The 15,067-nt window shown below is 65.8% G+C and carries 10 protein-coding genes and 1 tRNA gene; 10 read left to right on the top strand and 1 reads right to left on the bottom strand.

What is annotated here, in order from left to right:
- Positions 1 to 60: 60 nt before the first annotated feature.
- The 6 genes from BMW67_RS05415 to BMW67_RS05445 all read left to right on the top strand — a co-directional run bounded on the left by BMW67_RS05415 (position 61) and on the right by BMW67_RS05445 (position 8,497).
- A complete protein-coding gene (locus BMW67_RS05415) occupies positions 61 to 243 on the top strand; it encodes a type II toxin-antitoxin system Phd/YefM family antitoxin (protein WP_072746518.1) in 183 nt (60 codons plus the stop codon).
- Positions 243 to 1,778 carry a class I SAM-dependent DNA methyltransferase gene (locus BMW67_RS05420; RefSeq protein WP_072746517.1) on the top strand — a complete coding sequence of 512 codons (1,536 nt, stop codon included), beginning with the start codon at positions 243 to 245 and terminating at the stop codon, positions 1,776 to 1,778. The genes BMW67_RS05415 and BMW67_RS05420 overlap by 1 nt, the downstream gene beginning before the upstream one ends.
- Positions 1,775 to 3,037 (top strand): restriction endonuclease subunit S, encoded by a 1,263-nt coding sequence (locus BMW67_RS05425; protein ID WP_072746516.1) that lies wholly within the window; start codon positions 1,775 to 1,777, stop codon positions 3,035 to 3,037. The genes BMW67_RS05420 and BMW67_RS05425 overlap by 4 nt, the downstream gene beginning before the upstream one ends.
- Positions 3,034 to 3,864 carry a hypothetical protein gene (locus tag BMW67_RS05430; RefSeq protein WP_072746515.1) on the top strand — a complete coding sequence of 277 codons (831 nt, stop codon included), beginning with the start codon at positions 3,034 to 3,036 and terminating at the stop codon, positions 3,862 to 3,864. Before BMW67_RS05425 ends, BMW67_RS05430 begins: the two co-directional genes overlap by 4 nt.
- Positions 3,861 to 4,577 carry a DUF3800 domain-containing protein gene (locus BMW67_RS05435; RefSeq protein ID WP_072746514.1) on the top strand — a complete coding sequence of 239 codons (717 nt, stop codon included), beginning with the start codon at positions 3,861 to 3,863 and terminating at the stop codon, positions 4,575 to 4,577. The genes BMW67_RS05430 and BMW67_RS05435 overlap by 4 nt, the downstream gene beginning before the upstream one ends.
- An 800-nt stretch (positions 4,578 to 5,377) precedes the next feature.
- On the top strand, positions 5,378 to 8,497 hold the full coding sequence (locus tag BMW67_RS05445; protein ID WP_072746512.1) for a type I restriction endonuclease subunit R: 3,120 nt from the start codon (positions 5,378 to 5,380) through the stop codon (positions 8,495 to 8,497).
- 356 nt (positions 8,498 to 8,853) lie between these two features.
- On the opposite strand, the gene BMW67_RS05450 is transcribed toward BMW67_RS05445, so the two are convergent.
- A tRNA-Ser gene (locus tag BMW67_RS05450) sits at positions 8,854 to 8,943 on the bottom strand.
- 105 nt (positions 8,944 to 9,048) lie between these two features.
- On the opposite strand from BMW67_RS05450, the gene BMW67_RS05455 reads away from it, so the two are divergent.
- From BMW67_RS05455 to BMW67_RS05470, 4 genes are read left to right on the top strand one after another with little or no spacing between them, the layout of a single operon-like run.
- Positions 9,049 to 9,645: a TetR/AcrR family transcriptional regulator gene (locus tag BMW67_RS05455; protein ID WP_072746511.1), complete on the top strand. Its 597-nt coding sequence runs from the start codon at positions 9,049 to 9,051 to the stop codon at positions 9,643 to 9,645.
- Positions 9,635 to 10,759, top strand: a complete 1,125-nt coding sequence (locus BMW67_RS05460; protein WP_083581165.1) for an efflux RND transporter periplasmic adaptor subunit — start codon at positions 9,635 to 9,637, stop codon at positions 10,757 to 10,759. Before BMW67_RS05455 ends, BMW67_RS05460 begins: the two co-directional genes overlap by 11 nt.
- Complete coding sequence (locus tag BMW67_RS05465) at positions 10,756 to 11,907, top strand: efflux RND transporter periplasmic adaptor subunit (RefSeq protein WP_072746510.1); 1,152 nt, start codon at positions 10,756 to 10,758, stop codon at positions 11,905 to 11,907. Before BMW67_RS05460 ends, BMW67_RS05465 begins: the two co-directional genes overlap by 4 nt.
- Positions 11,904 to 14,954, top strand: a complete 3,051-nt coding sequence (locus BMW67_RS05470) for an efflux RND transporter permease subunit (RefSeq protein ID WP_072746509.1) — start codon at positions 11,904 to 11,906, stop codon at positions 14,952 to 14,954. Before BMW67_RS05465 ends, BMW67_RS05470 begins: the two co-directional genes overlap by 4 nt.
- Positions 14,955 to 15,067: the final 113 nt, after the last annotated feature.

The raw sequence follows: 15,067 nt of genomic DNA on the forward strand, positions 1-15,067 counted from the left end.
TCAATTTCCGATTGATTCCAATGGCCATTTCGGCCACTTCTCGTCATGGGAGGACCACCCATGACCGCACTTTCCGCCCGCGACGCCAAGTACAACTTCGGCCGTCTCATCGACCTCGCCCGCGCCGAGCCGGTGGTGGTCGAGAAACACGGGCGCCCGGTCGTCGTGGTCCTGTCCGTCGAAGAATACGAAAGGCTGACCGGCAACAAGGTCGCCCCATCCAGACTGGAAGGCGAGGAGTGATGGCAACGAACAACAACGCCCCCCTGGGCATCGAGGCAGAGCTGTTCAAGGCCGCCGACAAGCTGCGCGGCAACATGGAGCCGTCGGATTACAAGCACGTCGTCCTCGGCCTGATCTTCCTCAAGCACATCTCCGACAGTTTCGAGACCAAGCACGCCGAGCTGATGGCCGAATACCCCGAAGGCGCCGAGGACCGCGACGAATACCTCGCCGACAACATCTTCTGGGTGCCGAAGGAGGCCCGCTGGTCCCACCTGCAGGCCAACGCCAGACAGCCCACCATCGGCAAGATCATCGACGACGCCATGCTGGCGATCGAGAAGGACAACCCCTCGCTCAAGGGCGTGCTGCCCAAGGACTATGCCCGCCCCGCGCTCTCGGCGATCATGCTGGGCGAGCTGATCGACCTTATCGCCAACATCTCCACCCGCACGGAAAAGGGGCAGGAGCGCGACCTCTTCGGCCGCGTCTACGAATACTTCCTCAAGGAGTTCGCCGGCAGCGAAGGCAAGCGCGGAGGCGAGTTCTACACCCCCCGCTCGGTCGTCAAAACGATGGTCGAGATGCTCCAGCCCTGGAAAGGCCGCGTCTATGACCCCTGCTGCGGCTCGGGCGGCATGTTCGTGCAATCCGAAAGCTTTGTCGAGGCGCATGGCGGCCGCATCGGCGACATCGCCATCTATGGGCAGGAGAGCAACCACACCACCTGGCGGCTGTGCCGGATGAACCTTGCCGTGCGCGGGATCGACGCCGACATCCGCTGGAATTCCGAAGGCTCCTTCCACAAGGACGAATTCCCCAGCCTCAAGGCCGACTTCATCCTCGCCAACCCGCCCTTCAACGTCTCTGACTGGGGCGGCGAGCGCCTGCGCGACGACCCGCGCTGGAAGTATGGCATCCCGCCCAAGGGCAACGCCAACTTCGCCTGGCTTCAGCACATCCTGCACCACCTTTCGCCCACCGGCACGGCGGGGGTGGTGCTGGCCAACGGCTCGATGTCGTCCACGCAATCGGGCGAGGGTGAGATCCGCAAGGCGATGATCGAGGGCGAGGTCATCGACTGCATGATCGCCCTGCCGGGGCAGCTGTTCTATTCAACCCAGATCCCGGTCTGCCTGTGGTTCCTCGCCCGCGACAAGTCGAACGGCATCGCGCGGGACAGGAAACTGCGCGACCGGCGGGGCGAGATCCTGTTCATCGACGCCCGCAAGCTTGGCCACATGGTGGACCGCACGCGGCGCGAGTTCTCGGATGAGGACATCGAGAAGATTGCCGACACCTACCACCGCTGGCGCGAGGGCGAAGGCTACGAGGACATCCCCGGCTTCTGCAAATCGGCGAGCCTCGAAGAGGTGCGGGCCCATGGCCACGTCCTGACCCCGGGCCGCTATGTCGGCGTCGAGGCCGCCGAAGACGACGACACGCCCTTCCCCGAACGCTTCGCCGAATTGCAGGCGGAACTGGAGGAGCAGTTCGCCGAGGCGGAGCGGCTGACCGGTGTCATTCGTGAGAGGCTGGCAGGGGTGACGCTTTGAAGCTCTCGGAAATTGTCGAATTCAACCCGACTACCCCTTTGCGCCGGGGCACTATGGCGCCGTTCGTGGATATGGCATCTCTGCCCACCACGGAGCGTTACTTCCAAGTAACCGAGACCCGCGAATTCAAAGGCTCGGGCTCGAAGTTCCGAGACGGCGACACGTTGTTGGCTCGGATCACCCCGTGCCTTGAGAACGGTAAAGGCGGGTTTGTTCGCGGCCTTGGCCGTGGCGTTGCCGCGCACGGCTCGACGGAATTCATAGTTCTGCGACCGAAAAAGACCTGCGACACCGATTTCGTCTACTATGTCACACGTCATCCTGATTTCCGTTCCTTTGCAATCAAGCAAATGTCCGGCACCTCGGGTCGTCAGCGCGTCGCTTGGCAATCCCTGACGGATTACGACCTTGTTGATCTTACCCCTTCCGAACGAGCCGCGATTGGATCGCTCCTCTCCGCCCTCGACGACAAGATAGCGCTGAACCGGCGGATGAATGCGACGCTGGAGGCCATGGCGCGGGCGATCTTTCGCGACTGGTTCGTGGATTTCGGCCCCACCCGAGCGAAAATGGAAGGCCGCGAGCCCTACCTCGCCCCCGACCTCTGGCCCCTCTTCCCCGCCCGCCTCGACGACCAGGGCAAGCCCGAGGGGTGGGAGATGGGCACGCTGGGGGATTTGATCGAGTTCAACCCCTCCGAGCCTCTGAAGAAGGGAACACCCGCGCCCTACTTGAACATGGCGGCATTACCGACGCAGGGCTCGGTTGCTGACGACTGGCTCGAACGCGACTTCACGTCGGGTATGCGGTTCCGAAATGGCGACGCCTTGCTTGCCAGGATCACGCCTTGCCTGGAGAACGGGAAAGCGGCCTTCATCCAAAGCTTGCCCGAGGGCAGCGTGGGTTGGGGCTCCACTGAGTTCATCGTCATGCGAGCGCGACCGCCCGTTCCGAAACCATTTTCTTATCTCGTTGTTCGCCATCCCGAATTTCGACGCCACGCGATCAAGAGCATGTCCGGCACCTCCGGACGCCAGCGCACCAACAAGGAAGCGGTAGAGGCATTTCCTGTCGTGATCCCCAGCGAGGAAATCTGGGAGGCATTCGGCCGCATTGTTGATCCGGCCTTCGATAAGATCAGGGCAAACGGCGAAGAATCCCGCACCCTCGCCCAGACCCGCGACCTGCTGCTGCCCAGGCTCATGTCCGGCGAGATCCGCGTGGCCGAGGCCGAGAAGATCGTGGAGGGCGGAGGATGAGCAGGCTTTCGGATATCGACAAACGGTATCTGGAAAGCCTGCTCGGCATGGGCGGCGGCTATGTGCTCGATTACACCGACGCCACCTTCGCCGAGTTCTTCCGCCGCCACGGCGTCGATATCCATTCCCGCAAGTATCAGACCTACGGCACCTCGAAGGCCAAGAAGCTGCGTGCCTTCTGGGAGCGGGAGCCCGACGCGTTGGTGGGCAAGGTTCTGGAGGAGCTGCTCGAGGCCTACGTCGCCAGCAGGGAACTGCGAGGCGAAACGCCGGATGAGGCCTTGCTCGATCGCTGCAGGAGCATCGTGGCGCGCCTGACCGGCAAGAAGGCCGCGCGCGCTCCCGACGCCGAGGCGGGATTTCTCGACCGCGAGTTCCAGATCCCGAACATCAAGCGGCTTCCGGTGGATTCGGGGGTTGCACAGATCCTTGAGGCCCGGATCGCCGAGGCAAGAAAAGCTCTGAAGGCCGGCGCGCATCTTTCGGTGATCTTCCTCTGTGGCAGCGTCCTTGAAGGGGCGCTCCTCGGCGCCGCGAAAGCCGATCCGGCCATGTTCAACCGAGCCACTTGTGCGCCGAAGGACAAGACGGGAAAGGTCCGACCCTTCCAGGACTGGACCCTCGCGGCCTTCATTGACGCAGCTTGCGAGGCTGGCCTGCTTAGCCCGGACGTGCGGAAATTTGGCCACGGTTTGCGCGACTTCCGCAATTACATTCACCCACGTCAACAGCTGGTTTCAGGCTTTGCCCCGGATGAGCACACGGCAAGAGTCTGCTTCCAGGTACTGAAAGCGGCGCTCGCTGATCTCGCGGGAGAGAGAGGATGACCTCACTGATCTACAACATCTACTGCGACGAAAGCTGTCACCTGGAGAATGACAATATCCCGGTCATGGTTCTTGGGGGCGTGTACTGCCGCGCCCAAGAGGTGCGGCGCATTTCACGGGCGATTGGTGACCTCAAGCGGCACCACGGCCTGGCTCCTGATTTTGAGGTCAAGTGGACGAAAGTCTCACAAGGGAAAGTCGACTTCTACCAAGACCTGATTGCCATGTTCTTGCGAGATGACGCTCTGCATTTCCGGGGCGTTCTTATTCCGGACAAAGGAGCACTGGATCACGAACGTTTCGGGCAGAACCACGACGAGTGGTACTACAAGATGTACTACACCATGCTGCGGTACGTCTTCGCGGCCCCGAACCGCTATCGCGTCTACCTTGACCTCAAGGATACACGCGGCGGACGCAAGGCGCGCCATTTGCATGAGGTGCTTTGCAACAGCCTGTACGACTTTGGCCACGAGACGGTCGAACGCGTTCAGCAGGTGCGTTCCCATGAGAGTGCGCTCCTGCAACTTACTGATCTTCTGATTGGTGCCATCGCTTACGAGAATCGCGGATTAGCGGGAAGTACGGCCAAAACGGCGCTGATCGCCGATCTGAAGGCAGCACTTGGGCCGGGTGCCCTTTCGCAGACTTCGGCCTTTCAAAACCGGAAATTCAACCTGCTGCGCTGGCGCGCGAACGAGGTGCGCCAATGACGCCGCCTCGACTAATCACGTTGAATGATTTCGGCGGCCTTTGGGAGGCATACGAGGCCGCTCTTTATGAGGTCTTCGAACGCGACATTATTCGGCATGATCTCAGGTTTCGTGGCGTGCCCGTGAGCGCCCGCCGTGTTCCAGAACACAATCGGAAATGGGCCTGCTTCTGGCATCTGATTTCAGAAGGCCGCGTTGAGGATGACCGCATGCCTGACTTGAGGCGGTGCGAAAGACTTCCGCTGATACGCTGGGTCATCGAGAACGCTGATGCAGTTGCGGCTATTGACGTATGGGAACAGAAGCGTGCGCGAGAGCTCAATTGGATCTTGTGGTACCAAGAGGAGTATCTCGTCGTCCTGGCACAACGTGGGGGCTACCTGCTTCTGAAGACGGCTTTCTGTACGGACCGCACCCACCGAGTCCGCAAGTTCAGGAAGGAGAGGGATTCGTACCATGCTGGCCGGCGTTGAAAAAGCTAAGGCCGCGCCGATTTCTCGGAGCGACCTCGAAAACTCCTTCTACACATGGCAGATGAGCTGCCAGAAATATGTGCGCGAAAGGTGCGAATGTCAAGTTAACGAAGCGTCCGCGGCGCTGCCTAGGTGTCGCACCTGCCCTGCGCGCGGGCTGTGTGCCACGACCCTCACATGCCCGCGGGCAAGGAAATCTCAGAAGACCTTGGCTTTCGTCGCGTCCCGGCCCGCTCTAACGGGCACGTATGATCTGCAAGCAATTTCAATGGCGCATGCGATAGTAAGCGCAATCCACAAGCAACCCAATGTTGAACAGAGTTTGTTATGACCTTCCTCAGCGAAGACGACATCGAGAAGGCCCTGATCGCCAGGTTCGGCGAGCTTGGGTATGCGAACGCGCCCGATGCCGTCATCGGCCCGGACGGCACGGCGCCCGAGCGGTCGGCCTATGATGACGTCATCTTGCGCGGGCGGCTGGAAGCGGCGCTCGAACGGCTGAACCCCCACATTCCCGCCGAGGCGCGCGAGGAGGCGATCAAGCAGGTTCTGGGGTCGGAAAGCGCGTCGCTTGTCGAGGAAAACCGCAGGCTTCACCGGCTGATTGTCGAGGGCGTGGATGTGGAGTTCCACGCCGAGGACGGCACCATTCGCGGCGACAAGGTGCGCTTGATTGATTTCGATTACCCAGACGCCAACGACTGGGTGGTCGTCGATCAGATGGTCGTGATCGAGAGCGGCCGCAACCGCCGCCCCGACGTGGTGGTCTTCGTGAATGGCCTGCCGCTGGCGGTGATCGAGCTCAAGAACCCGGGCGCGGAGACGGCAACGCTCACCACCGCCTACAATCAGTTGCAGACCTACAAGGCCGAAATTCCTTCGCTGTTTCGTACCAACGCGGTGCTGGTGACTTCCGACGGCACCTTGGCGAGGGTTGGGTCGCTCACCGCCAACGAGGAGCGATTCATGCCCTGGCGCACCACAGATGGGCGCGAGGTGGCGCCAAAGGGCAGCCCCGAGATGGACGTGCTGATCGAGGGCGTATTCGAGAAGCGGCGTTTCCTGGAGCTCATCCGCGACTTCACGGTGTTCGGCGACACCGGCTCGGGCATCGTCAAGATCATCGCCGGCTACCACCAATTCCATGCAGTCAAGAAGGCGGTTCAAAGCACACTTCGCGCGACCGCCGTCGACGGCGATCGCAAGGCCGGGGTGATCTGGCACACCCAAGGTTCAGGCAAGAGCCTGCTCATGGCGTTCTTCGCGGGCCAGCTGGTGCGGCACCCGCAGATGGAGAACCCGACCATCGTCGTGCTCACTGACCGCAACGATCTCGACGATCAGCTGTTCCGGACCTTTTCCATGTGCCGCGACCTGATCCGCCAGACGCCCGAGCAGGCGGAGAGCCGCGAGCATCTGCAACAGGTCCTGAACCGCGTCTCAGGTGGGATCATCTTCACGACCCTGCAGAAGCTGTCGGAAGGGAAGATGACCGATCGGCGCAACGTGGTCGTGATTGCCGACGAGGCCCACCGGAGCCATTACGGATTCCGGGCAAAGATCGACCCCAAGACAGGCAAGCGTACCTATGGTTTCGCGAAACTCCTCCGCGATGCGCTGCCCAATGCGTCATTCATCGGCTTCACTGGAACGCCGATCGAAACGGACGACGTCAACACGCCCGCCGTCTTTGGCGACTACATCGACATCTACGACATCACCCGCGCGGTCGAGGATGGCGCGACGGTACCCATCTACTACGAAAGCCGTCTGGCCCGCATCGAGCTGCCCGAGGAGGAGAAGCCCCGGATTGATGCCGAGATCGAAGCACTGACAGAAGACGAGGCCCTGACCGAACAGGAAAAGCTGAAGCAGAAATGGTCCAACGTCGAGGCGCTGGTTGGCGCCGAGAAGCGCCTGAAGATGGTTGCGGCCGACATCGTCGAGCATTTCGAGCGGCGGCTCGCCGCGCTTGATGGCAAGGGCATGATCGTCTGCATGAGCCGGCGAATCTGCGTCGCGCTTTACAACGAGATCGTAGCGCTTCGTCCTGCGTGGCATTCCGACGATGACAATGCCGGCGTCATCAAGATCGTGATGACGGGGGTGGCATCAGACCCAGCGGATTGGCAACGACACATCGGCAACAAGGCACGCAGGGATCTGATCGCGAAGCGCGCCAAGGATCCAGACGACCCACTCAAACTCGTGATCGTTCGCGACATGTGGCTGACGGGTTTCGACGCCCCGTCGATGCACACCATGTACATCGACAAGCCGATGCAGGGGCACGGTTTGATGCAGGCCATCGCTCGGGTGAACCGCGTCTTCCGCGACAAGCCCGCCGGTCTCGTGGTGGATTACATCGGGATCGCCCAAAACCTGAAGAACGCGCTGGGCCAGTATTCCGAGAGCGACCGGCGCCAGGCCGGCATCGACGAGGCCGAGGCGGTAGCGGAAATGCTGAAGCGCTACGAGATCGTTCGGGATCACTTCCATGGGTTCGATTACAGCCAAGCCTTGAAGGGGGAACCGTCAGATCGCCTCCGGACGCTCGCGGCAGCAATGAACTGGATCCTGGAGCGCCAGCACGCGGCAGCCGCGAAGGAAGCGGACGAAGAAGCGAGAAAGAAAGCCCTTCGGCGGTACCAGGACGACGTCCTTGCGTTATCGAAAGCGTTTGCCTTGGCAGCGGCCAGCGAAGAGGCCCAGCGCATTCGCGATGATGTCGGTTTCTTCCAGGCCGTTCGGGCAGCGCTTGTAAAAGCCACGCAAGGGACAGGTGGCTCGGCGGCCGACAAGCGCCTTGCCGTTCAGCAGATCATCGACAGGTCCGTGGTTTCGACAGAAATCGTGGATATTCTCTCGGCCGCGGGGCTCAAGTCGCCGGACATCTCGATACTTTCGGATGATTTCCTGGCGGAAGTCCGGCAGATGGAACAGAAGAACCTCGCGCTTGAGGCGCTCAAGAAGTTGCTCAACGACGAGATCCGATCCCGTGCACGGTCAAACGTCGTCGAGAGCAAGAGGTTCTCTGAGCGACTAGAGCAGGCCGTTGCGCGGTACCACACGAACGCGATCAGCACTGTCGAAGTGCTCCAGGAGCTGATCGAACTCGCGCAGGACATTCGAGAGGCCATGAAGAGGGGCGAGGAAGAAGGTCTAACCGAGGAAGAGATCGCCTTCTACGACGCTCTCGCCACCAATGAGAGCGCGATCGAGGTCCTTGGGAACGATTCACTCAAGCTGATCGCGCACGAGCTTCTGGAGAGCCTCAAGTCGAACGTGACTGTGGACTGGTCCCATCGCGAGTCCGCAAGGGCACGCATGCGGGTTCTGGTGAAACGCATCTTGCGTAAGTACGGGTATCCTCCAGACCTGCAGGACGCTGCGATCAGGACCGTTCTGCAACAGGCGGAAGCGCTGTCTTCGCAATGGGCCAATTGAGTGCCGTTGGTTCGAGAAAACAATGTTGATTTGAACCCACCGCGAGGCGCGGCACCCCTAGCAGCGCGCTCTACACCTGTCGAGACGCTGGCGAACGTCCGATCTCGGTCGGTTCTCGCCGGTTGCCACCCGCAGCGAAGTGTTCAGGTTGCATTACTAATTTTTCGTTTTAAATCAGTATTTTGCGGAAAATTTACCAAATCCGCGCAGTCATCAGGTTCAGAGAATATCGGCACGGAGAGACCGATTTCAGCCGTCTCGCGCCTCCGGCGGTGAACAGCCCATCGGCGTAACCCTTGATAACAAGGGGAAAATTTCGGGCACGCTGAGGAAGAGAAAAATTCCGCAAGGGACAGTGGCGGAGACGAAGGGATTCGAACCCTCGAAACGGTTGCCCGTTTACTCCCTTAGCAGGGGAGCGCCTTCGACCACTCGGCCACGTCTCCGAGGCGGGAAATACCAACAAAACCGGGGCCGCCACAACCCCCAATTCGCCGCCGTTCAAGACTTCCGCGTTGACTGAACCATCTGGACGGTATATCGCGCCCGCCATGACGATTCCGCATCGCAACAAGCAGGCGGCTCAGGCCGGGGAGACGCGCGCGCGCATTCTGGACGCGGCCGCGCGCATCGCGCGCGAGCGCGGCGCGCGTCACGTCACCATCGACGCAGTCACCGCGGCGAGCGGCCTCAGCAAGGGCGGCGTGCTCTATCACTTCCCCTCGAAGGCCGCGCTGCTCGCGGCCCTGATCGCGCGCGAGGTCGAGGCCTTGCGCGCACGTTGCGACGCCCATCGCGAGGCGGCGCGCGGCGCGCCCAATCCCACCTTGCGCGGGTTCCTCTCGGCGCTCGAGCAGATGATGGATGAGGGCGACCGCCTGCCCATGGCCATTCTCGCCGCAAGCGCCGAGGATCCGGCGCTGCTCGACCCCGTGCGCGCCGAGTTCCGCGCGCGCTGGGCGCGGATCGCGGCGGAAACCGCCGCGCCCGACCGCGCCTTCGCCATCTGGAGCGCGATCGAGGGGCTGCGCCTGTTCGACATGTTCGCCGCCGCGCCCGAGGGCAGGGCGCAGATCCGCGCCGCCTTGCCCGAGCTGCGGCGGATGATCGAGGCCCTTCCGGGCAAGGAGCCGACCGATGACCAGTGATCGCCGCCGGCGCGCCGCGCCGGGGGCCGTTCTGGCCCTGATCGCCGCGTCATGCATTCTGGCCGCGCCGGCGCGCGGCGCCGAAGCCGCGTCCGAGCCGGCCGCGGGCCCCGCCGCCGAGGCGCCCATTCGCGTCGAAGTGGTGCGCGCCCAGCCGCGCCCGGTGCGCCGCGTTCTGGCCTTGACCGGCGAGATCGCCCCGCGCGACAGCCTCGACGTCGCCTTTCCCATGGGCGGCCGGGTGCTGTCGGTCAGCCGCGACAAGGGCGAGCGCGTGCGCGCCGGCGAAGAGCTGGCCCGCCTCGACGCCATCCAGCAGGAGCAGGCGCTGCGCGCCGCGCAGGCCGCGCTCGAGGCGGCCGAGGCCGACCATCGCCGCGCCCAGACCGAGTTCCGCCGGCAGGAGGCGCTGCTCGAGCGCGGCGCCTCGACGCGCGTGCGCCGCGACGAGGCCAGGCGCGCCTATTTCGTCGCCCGCGCCGGCCTCGAACGCGCCCGGGCCGAGCTGGACCGCGCGCGCAAGGCCCTGTCCGACGCCGTGTTGCGCGCGCCCGCCGACGGGCTGGTGATCGAGCGCCTCATCGAGCCGGGCGAGGTGGTGGGCGCCGCGCGGCCCGTCATGACGCTCGCGCTTGGCGACGCGATCGACGCGGTGTTCCAGGCGCCCGAAACCGCCCCCACCGGCGTGCCCGAGGCGCTGGAGGTGACGCTGCATCCGCTGTCCGATCCCTCGATCCGCCATGCGGGCAAGGTGCGGCGCATCTCGCCGCTGGTCGATCCGCGCACCGGCACGGTCGAGGTGAAGGTGGCGGTCGAGCCGCCGCATGAAGGGCTGGGCTTTGGCGATCCGGTGCGCGCCATCGTCTCGCAGACCCTGCCCGAGCGCATCTCCTTGCCCGCCTCGGCGCTGTCGGCCCTTGGGCGCTCGGCGGCGGTGTGGGTCGCGGATCCGGCAAGCGGCCGCGTCGCGATCCGGCCCGTGGCGCTGTCGGGCTTCGCCGATGGGCGCATCATCCTCGAATCGGGCGTCGAGCTGGGCGAGCTGGTCGTGGTCGCGGGCGCGCAGCTGCTTTATCCGGGCCGCAGGGTCGTGCTCTCGGAGGTGACGGAATGACCCCCCGCAAGGCGAATCCCCCGAAGACGCCCTCCAGCGACTCCCCCTTCGCCACGGCCGGTCCGCGCCTTCGCGGCGCCTGCGCGGCCGCGATGCTGGCGCTGGCGCTGAGCGGCGCCGGCGCGCGCGCCATGTCGCAAGGCCCCGCGCCCGAGCAAGCGCCGCCGCGTCCGGTGGTCAGCGTCATCGTCGGCGCCGAGGCGGCCGGGCGGCGCGACTTCGTCGGCGCGGTGGTCGCGCGCGTCGAGACGGACCTGGCCTTTCCGCTTTCGGGCGTCGTGGCGGCGCGGCCGGCCGATGTGGGCGACGAGGTGCGGACGGGGCAGGTTCTGGCGCGGCTCGATCCCGAGGCGCTCGAGGCCGACGTCTGGGCGGCCCGCGCCGGCGTGATCGCGGCCGAGCAGGAGCTGCTGTCGGCTCAGGACGCGCGCGATCGCGAGGCCGAGCTGGTCGCGCGCGGGGTCGAAAGCGCGGCGCGGCTCGAGGATGCCGAGCGTCAGCTGGCGGCGGCGCGCGCGCGTCTCGAGCAGGCCCGCGCGGCGCTGGCCCAGGCGCAGGACCGGCTCGACAAGGCGACGCTGCGCGCGCCCCATGACGGCGTGGTCACGCAGGTCTTCGTAGAACCGGGCGCGGCGGTCTCGGCGGGGGCGCCGCTGCTGCGCGTCGCCGCGGTCGAAGAGCGCGAGGTGGTGGCCGATCTGACCGAGGCGGACCTGACCCTGTTCGCCGGCGATGCGCCGGCAAGCGCGCGGCTCGCCGCGCTGCCCGAGGTTCGGACCGATCTGCGCCTGCGCCGGGTCGATCCGGTCGCCGATCCGCGCACCCGCACCCGGCGCGCGCGCTTCGCCATGACCGACGCCCCGCCCGAGTTCCGCATCGGCGCGCTGGCCTTCGTCGCGCCGCCCCCCGTCAAGGCCGGGCCGCCCAGCATTCCCGCCGAGGCGCTGACGCGCGGCCCCGAAGGGCCGGCGGTGTGGGTCGTCGCCCCGCCCGAGCGCCGCGCGCAGCTGCGCCCGGTGCGCGTGGGCGCGCGCATCGACGGGCGCGTCGTGATCCTGTCGGGGCTGAGCGCGGGCGAGGAGGTGGTCGTGAAGGGCGTGCGCTCGCTGACCGAAGGACAGAGGCTTGGGCCGAGGATGCCGCGATGAGCGAAGGTTTCAACCTGTCGGACTGGGCGCTGCGCCGCCGTTCCTTCGTCTGGTATCTGATGGCGGTCAGCATGATCGCCGGCGTGATGTCCTATCTGAACATCGGCCGGCAGGAAGACCCGGACTTCACCATCAAGACCATGGTCATCACCGCCGCGCTGCCCGGCGCCACGGTGCAGGAGACGCTGGACCAGGTCACCGACCGCATCGAGAAGAAGCTCGAGGAGCTGGACGAGCTGGACTTCACCCGCTCGGTCACCTGGCCCGGGCGCACCATCGTCTATGTGAACCTCGAGCCGACCATCCGCGGCCCGGCCATTCCGCGCGTCTGGCAGCAGGTGCGCAACATGATGAACGACATCCGGGCCGAGTTCCCGCCCGAATTCGCCGGCTTCGGATTCAACGACCGCTTCGGCGACGTGTTCGGCAACCTCTACGCCTTCATCGCCGACGGCTATTCCCCTCGCGAGCTCAAGGACATGGCCGAGGAGCTGCGCCGCGACATCCAGCGCCTGCCGGATGCGGGCAAGGTCATCATCTTCGGCGACCGCAAGGAGGTGGTGCATCTCGAGTTCGCCCCCGAGAAGATGGCCGCGCTGGGCGTCACGCTCGAGCAGGTGCGCGCCACGCTCGCCGCCCAGAATGCCATCGTGCCCTCGGGCGTGATCGAGGCCGGCGCGCAAAGCGTGCTGGTGCGCGTGGGCGGGCAGTTCCTGGACGCCGACGGCCTCGCCGGGGTGAACCTGCGCGTGGGCGACCGCTTCTTCCGCCTGACCGACGTCGCCACGATCCGCCGCGGCTACGAGGAGCCCCCCTCCGAGCTGTTCCGCTACAACGGCCAAGAGGCGCTGGGCCTGGGCGTGGGCATGCGCAAGGGCGCCGACATCCTCAAGTTCGGCAAGGCGCTGGACCAGGTGGTGGACGCGGCCCGCGCGCGCCTGCCGGTCGGGGTCGAGATCGTCAAGATCGCCGACCAGCCCGCCATCGTCGAAGAGGCCGTGGGCCATTTCACCCAGGCGCTGTTCGAGGCGGTGGCCATCGTCATGATCGTCAGCTTCATCTCGGTCGGGCTGCGGGCGGGCGTGGTGGTGGCGCTGGCCGTGCCCCTGGTGCTGGCGATCACCTTCGTGTTCATGGAGCATGCCGGCTTCACCCTGCAGCGCATCTCGCTGGGCGCGCTCATCATCGCGCTGGGGCTGCTGGTGGACGACGCCATGATCGCGGTCGAGACCATGATCACCCGCCTCGAGCTGGGCGAAAGCCGCCGGGCGGCCGCCTCCTACGCCTGGCGCACCATCGCCTTTCCCATGCTGACGGGCACGCTCATCACCGCGGCCGGCTTCATTCCCATCGGGCTCAACAGCTCGGCGGCGGGCGAGTTCACCTTCTCGCTCTTCGTCGTGATCGCCGTGTCGCTGCTGGTCTCGTGGGTGGTGGCGGTGCTGTTCACCCCGGTGCTGGGCGTGACGCTGCTGCCCGCGCGCTGGGCGCATGACGCGCACAAGCCCGGCCTGTCGCGGCGCATGTTCCGCGCCGTTCTGACGGGCGCCATGCGCATGCGCTGGCTGACCGTGGCGCTGACGGCGCTGGCCTTCGCGGCCTCGCTGTGGGGTATGCGCTTCGTCGAGCAGCAGTTCTTCCCCGATTCCGACCGGCGCGAGCTTCTGGTCAACGTCACGCTGCCGCAGAACGCCTCGATCGAGGCCACCTCGGCCGCGCTGGCGCGCATCGAGGCGCATCTGAAGGGCCGCGACGAGGCGCTGTTCTGGACCGCCTATGTCGGGCGCTCGGCCCCGCGCTTCCTGCTGCCCTCCGAGCCCAAGACCCCCTCGCCCAATTTCGGGCAGATCGTGATCCAGACCCCCGCCATCGAGGCGCGCGACCGCTTGCGCGCCGAGCTGACGCGCCTTGCCGCGCAAGAGCTGCCCGAGGCCGACGTGCTGGTCAAGCTGCTGGACATCGGCCCGCCCGTGGGGCGTCCGGTGCAGTATCGCCTGTCGGGGCCCGACATCGACAAGGTGCGCGATCTGGGGCGCGAGCTGGCCGCCGTCGTCGCCACCGATCCGCGCCTGACGGCGCTGGCGCTGGACTGGAACGCCCCCGCGCAGGTGGTGCGGCTCGAGCTTCTGCAGGACAAGGCGCGCCAGCTGGGGCTGACGGCGCCCGACGTGGCCTCGGCGCTGGCGACCATCTATGACGGCGCGCGCATGACCAGCCTGCGCGACGGAGAATATCTGATCGACGTCACCGCGCGCGGCCGTCCCGAGGCCAGCAGCTCGGTCGAGGCGCTCTACAACCTTCAGATCAGCCTGCCCGGCGGGGGCGCGGCGCCGCTTTCGGCCATCGCCGCCTTCCGCTTCGAGACCGAGCAGCCCATGGTCGTGCAGCGCAACCGCATGCCCACCGTAACCGTCGAGGCCGCCGTCGCCACCGACGACCAGCCCGCCACCATCGTCAAGGCGCTGGCGCCGAAGATCGCGCGCTTCGCGCAGGACCTGCCGGCGGGGTATGCGGTCGAGCTGGGCGGCTCGGTCGAGAAAAGCGCCGAGTCCCAGGCGCCCATCGCCGCCGTCGCGCCGCTGATGGTGCTGATCATCATCACCCTCGTGATGGTGCAGATGCAAAGCTTCCGCCTTGCGCTGATCGTGCTTTCGGTGGCGCCGCTGGGACTGACCGGCGTCGTCGCGGCGCTGCTTTCGGCCGGGGCGCCCATGGGCTTCGTCGCCATTCTGGGCGTGCTGGCGCTGGGCGGCATCCTGATCCGCAACTCGATCATCCTGGTGGACCGCATCGAGGCCCTGCGCGCCGAGGGGCTGGACCCCTGGTCGGCGGTGCGCGAGGCCACCGAGAGCCGCGCGCGTCCGATCGTGCTGACCGCCTCGGCGGCCAGCCTGGCGCTGATCCCGATCTCGCATCAGGTGTTCTGGGGGCCGATGGCCTATGCGCTGATGGGCGGCATCGTCGCGGGCACGGTGATCACGCTGCTGTTCGCGCCGGCCCTTTACCTGATCGTGTTCCGCGTCAAGGCGCCCGCGCGCGGCGCCTGACGCCCGCCCCGCCCCCGCCCGGTCATGCGGAATGGTCGGGCGGGGCAGGCGGCGCGCTCTGGCGCCCGCCCGCGCGCGCGTCTAGAAGGGGCGGGCGAAGCGACGCAGGAGGC

The sequence above is a fragment of the Oceanicella actignis genome, assembly GCF_900111545.1.
In the GTDB taxonomy this organism is placed as follows: Bacteria; Pseudomonadota; Alphaproteobacteria; order Rhodobacterales; family Rhodobacteraceae; genus Oceanicella; species Oceanicella actignis.

Coding starts and splice junctions, on each gene's coding strand:
- BMW67_RS05470 (WP_072746509.1), top strand. CDS start 11,904: ATGAGCGAAGGTTTCAACCTGTCGGACTGGGCGCTGCGCCGCCGTTCC.
- BMW67_RS05460 (WP_083581165.1), top strand. CDS start 9,635: ATGACCAGTGATCGCCGCCGGCGCGCCGCGCCGGGGGCCGTTCTGGCC.
- BMW67_RS05420 (WP_072746517.1), top strand. CDS start 243: ATGGCAACGAACAACAACGCCCCCCTGGGCATCGAGGCAGAGCTGTTC.
- BMW67_RS05430 (WP_072746515.1), top strand. CDS start 3,034: ATGAGCAGGCTTTCGGATATCGACAAACGGTATCTGGAAAGCCTGCTC.
- BMW67_RS05435 (WP_072746514.1), top strand. CDS start 3,861: ATGACCTCACTGATCTACAACATCTACTGCGACGAAAGCTGTCACCTG.
- BMW67_RS05455 (WP_072746511.1), top strand. CDS start 9,049: ATGACGATTCCGCATCGCAACAAGCAGGCGGCTCAGGCCGGGGAGACG.
- BMW67_RS05445 (WP_072746512.1), top strand. CDS start 5,378: ATGACCTTCCTCAGCGAAGACGACATCGAGAAGGCCCTGATCGCCAGG.
- BMW67_RS05415 (WP_072746518.1), top strand. CDS start 61: ATGACCGCACTTTCCGCCCGCGACGCCAAGTACAACTTCGGCCGTCTC.
- BMW67_RS05465 (WP_072746510.1), top strand. CDS start 10,756: ATGACCCCCCGCAAGGCGAATCCCCCGAAGACGCCCTCCAGCGACTCC.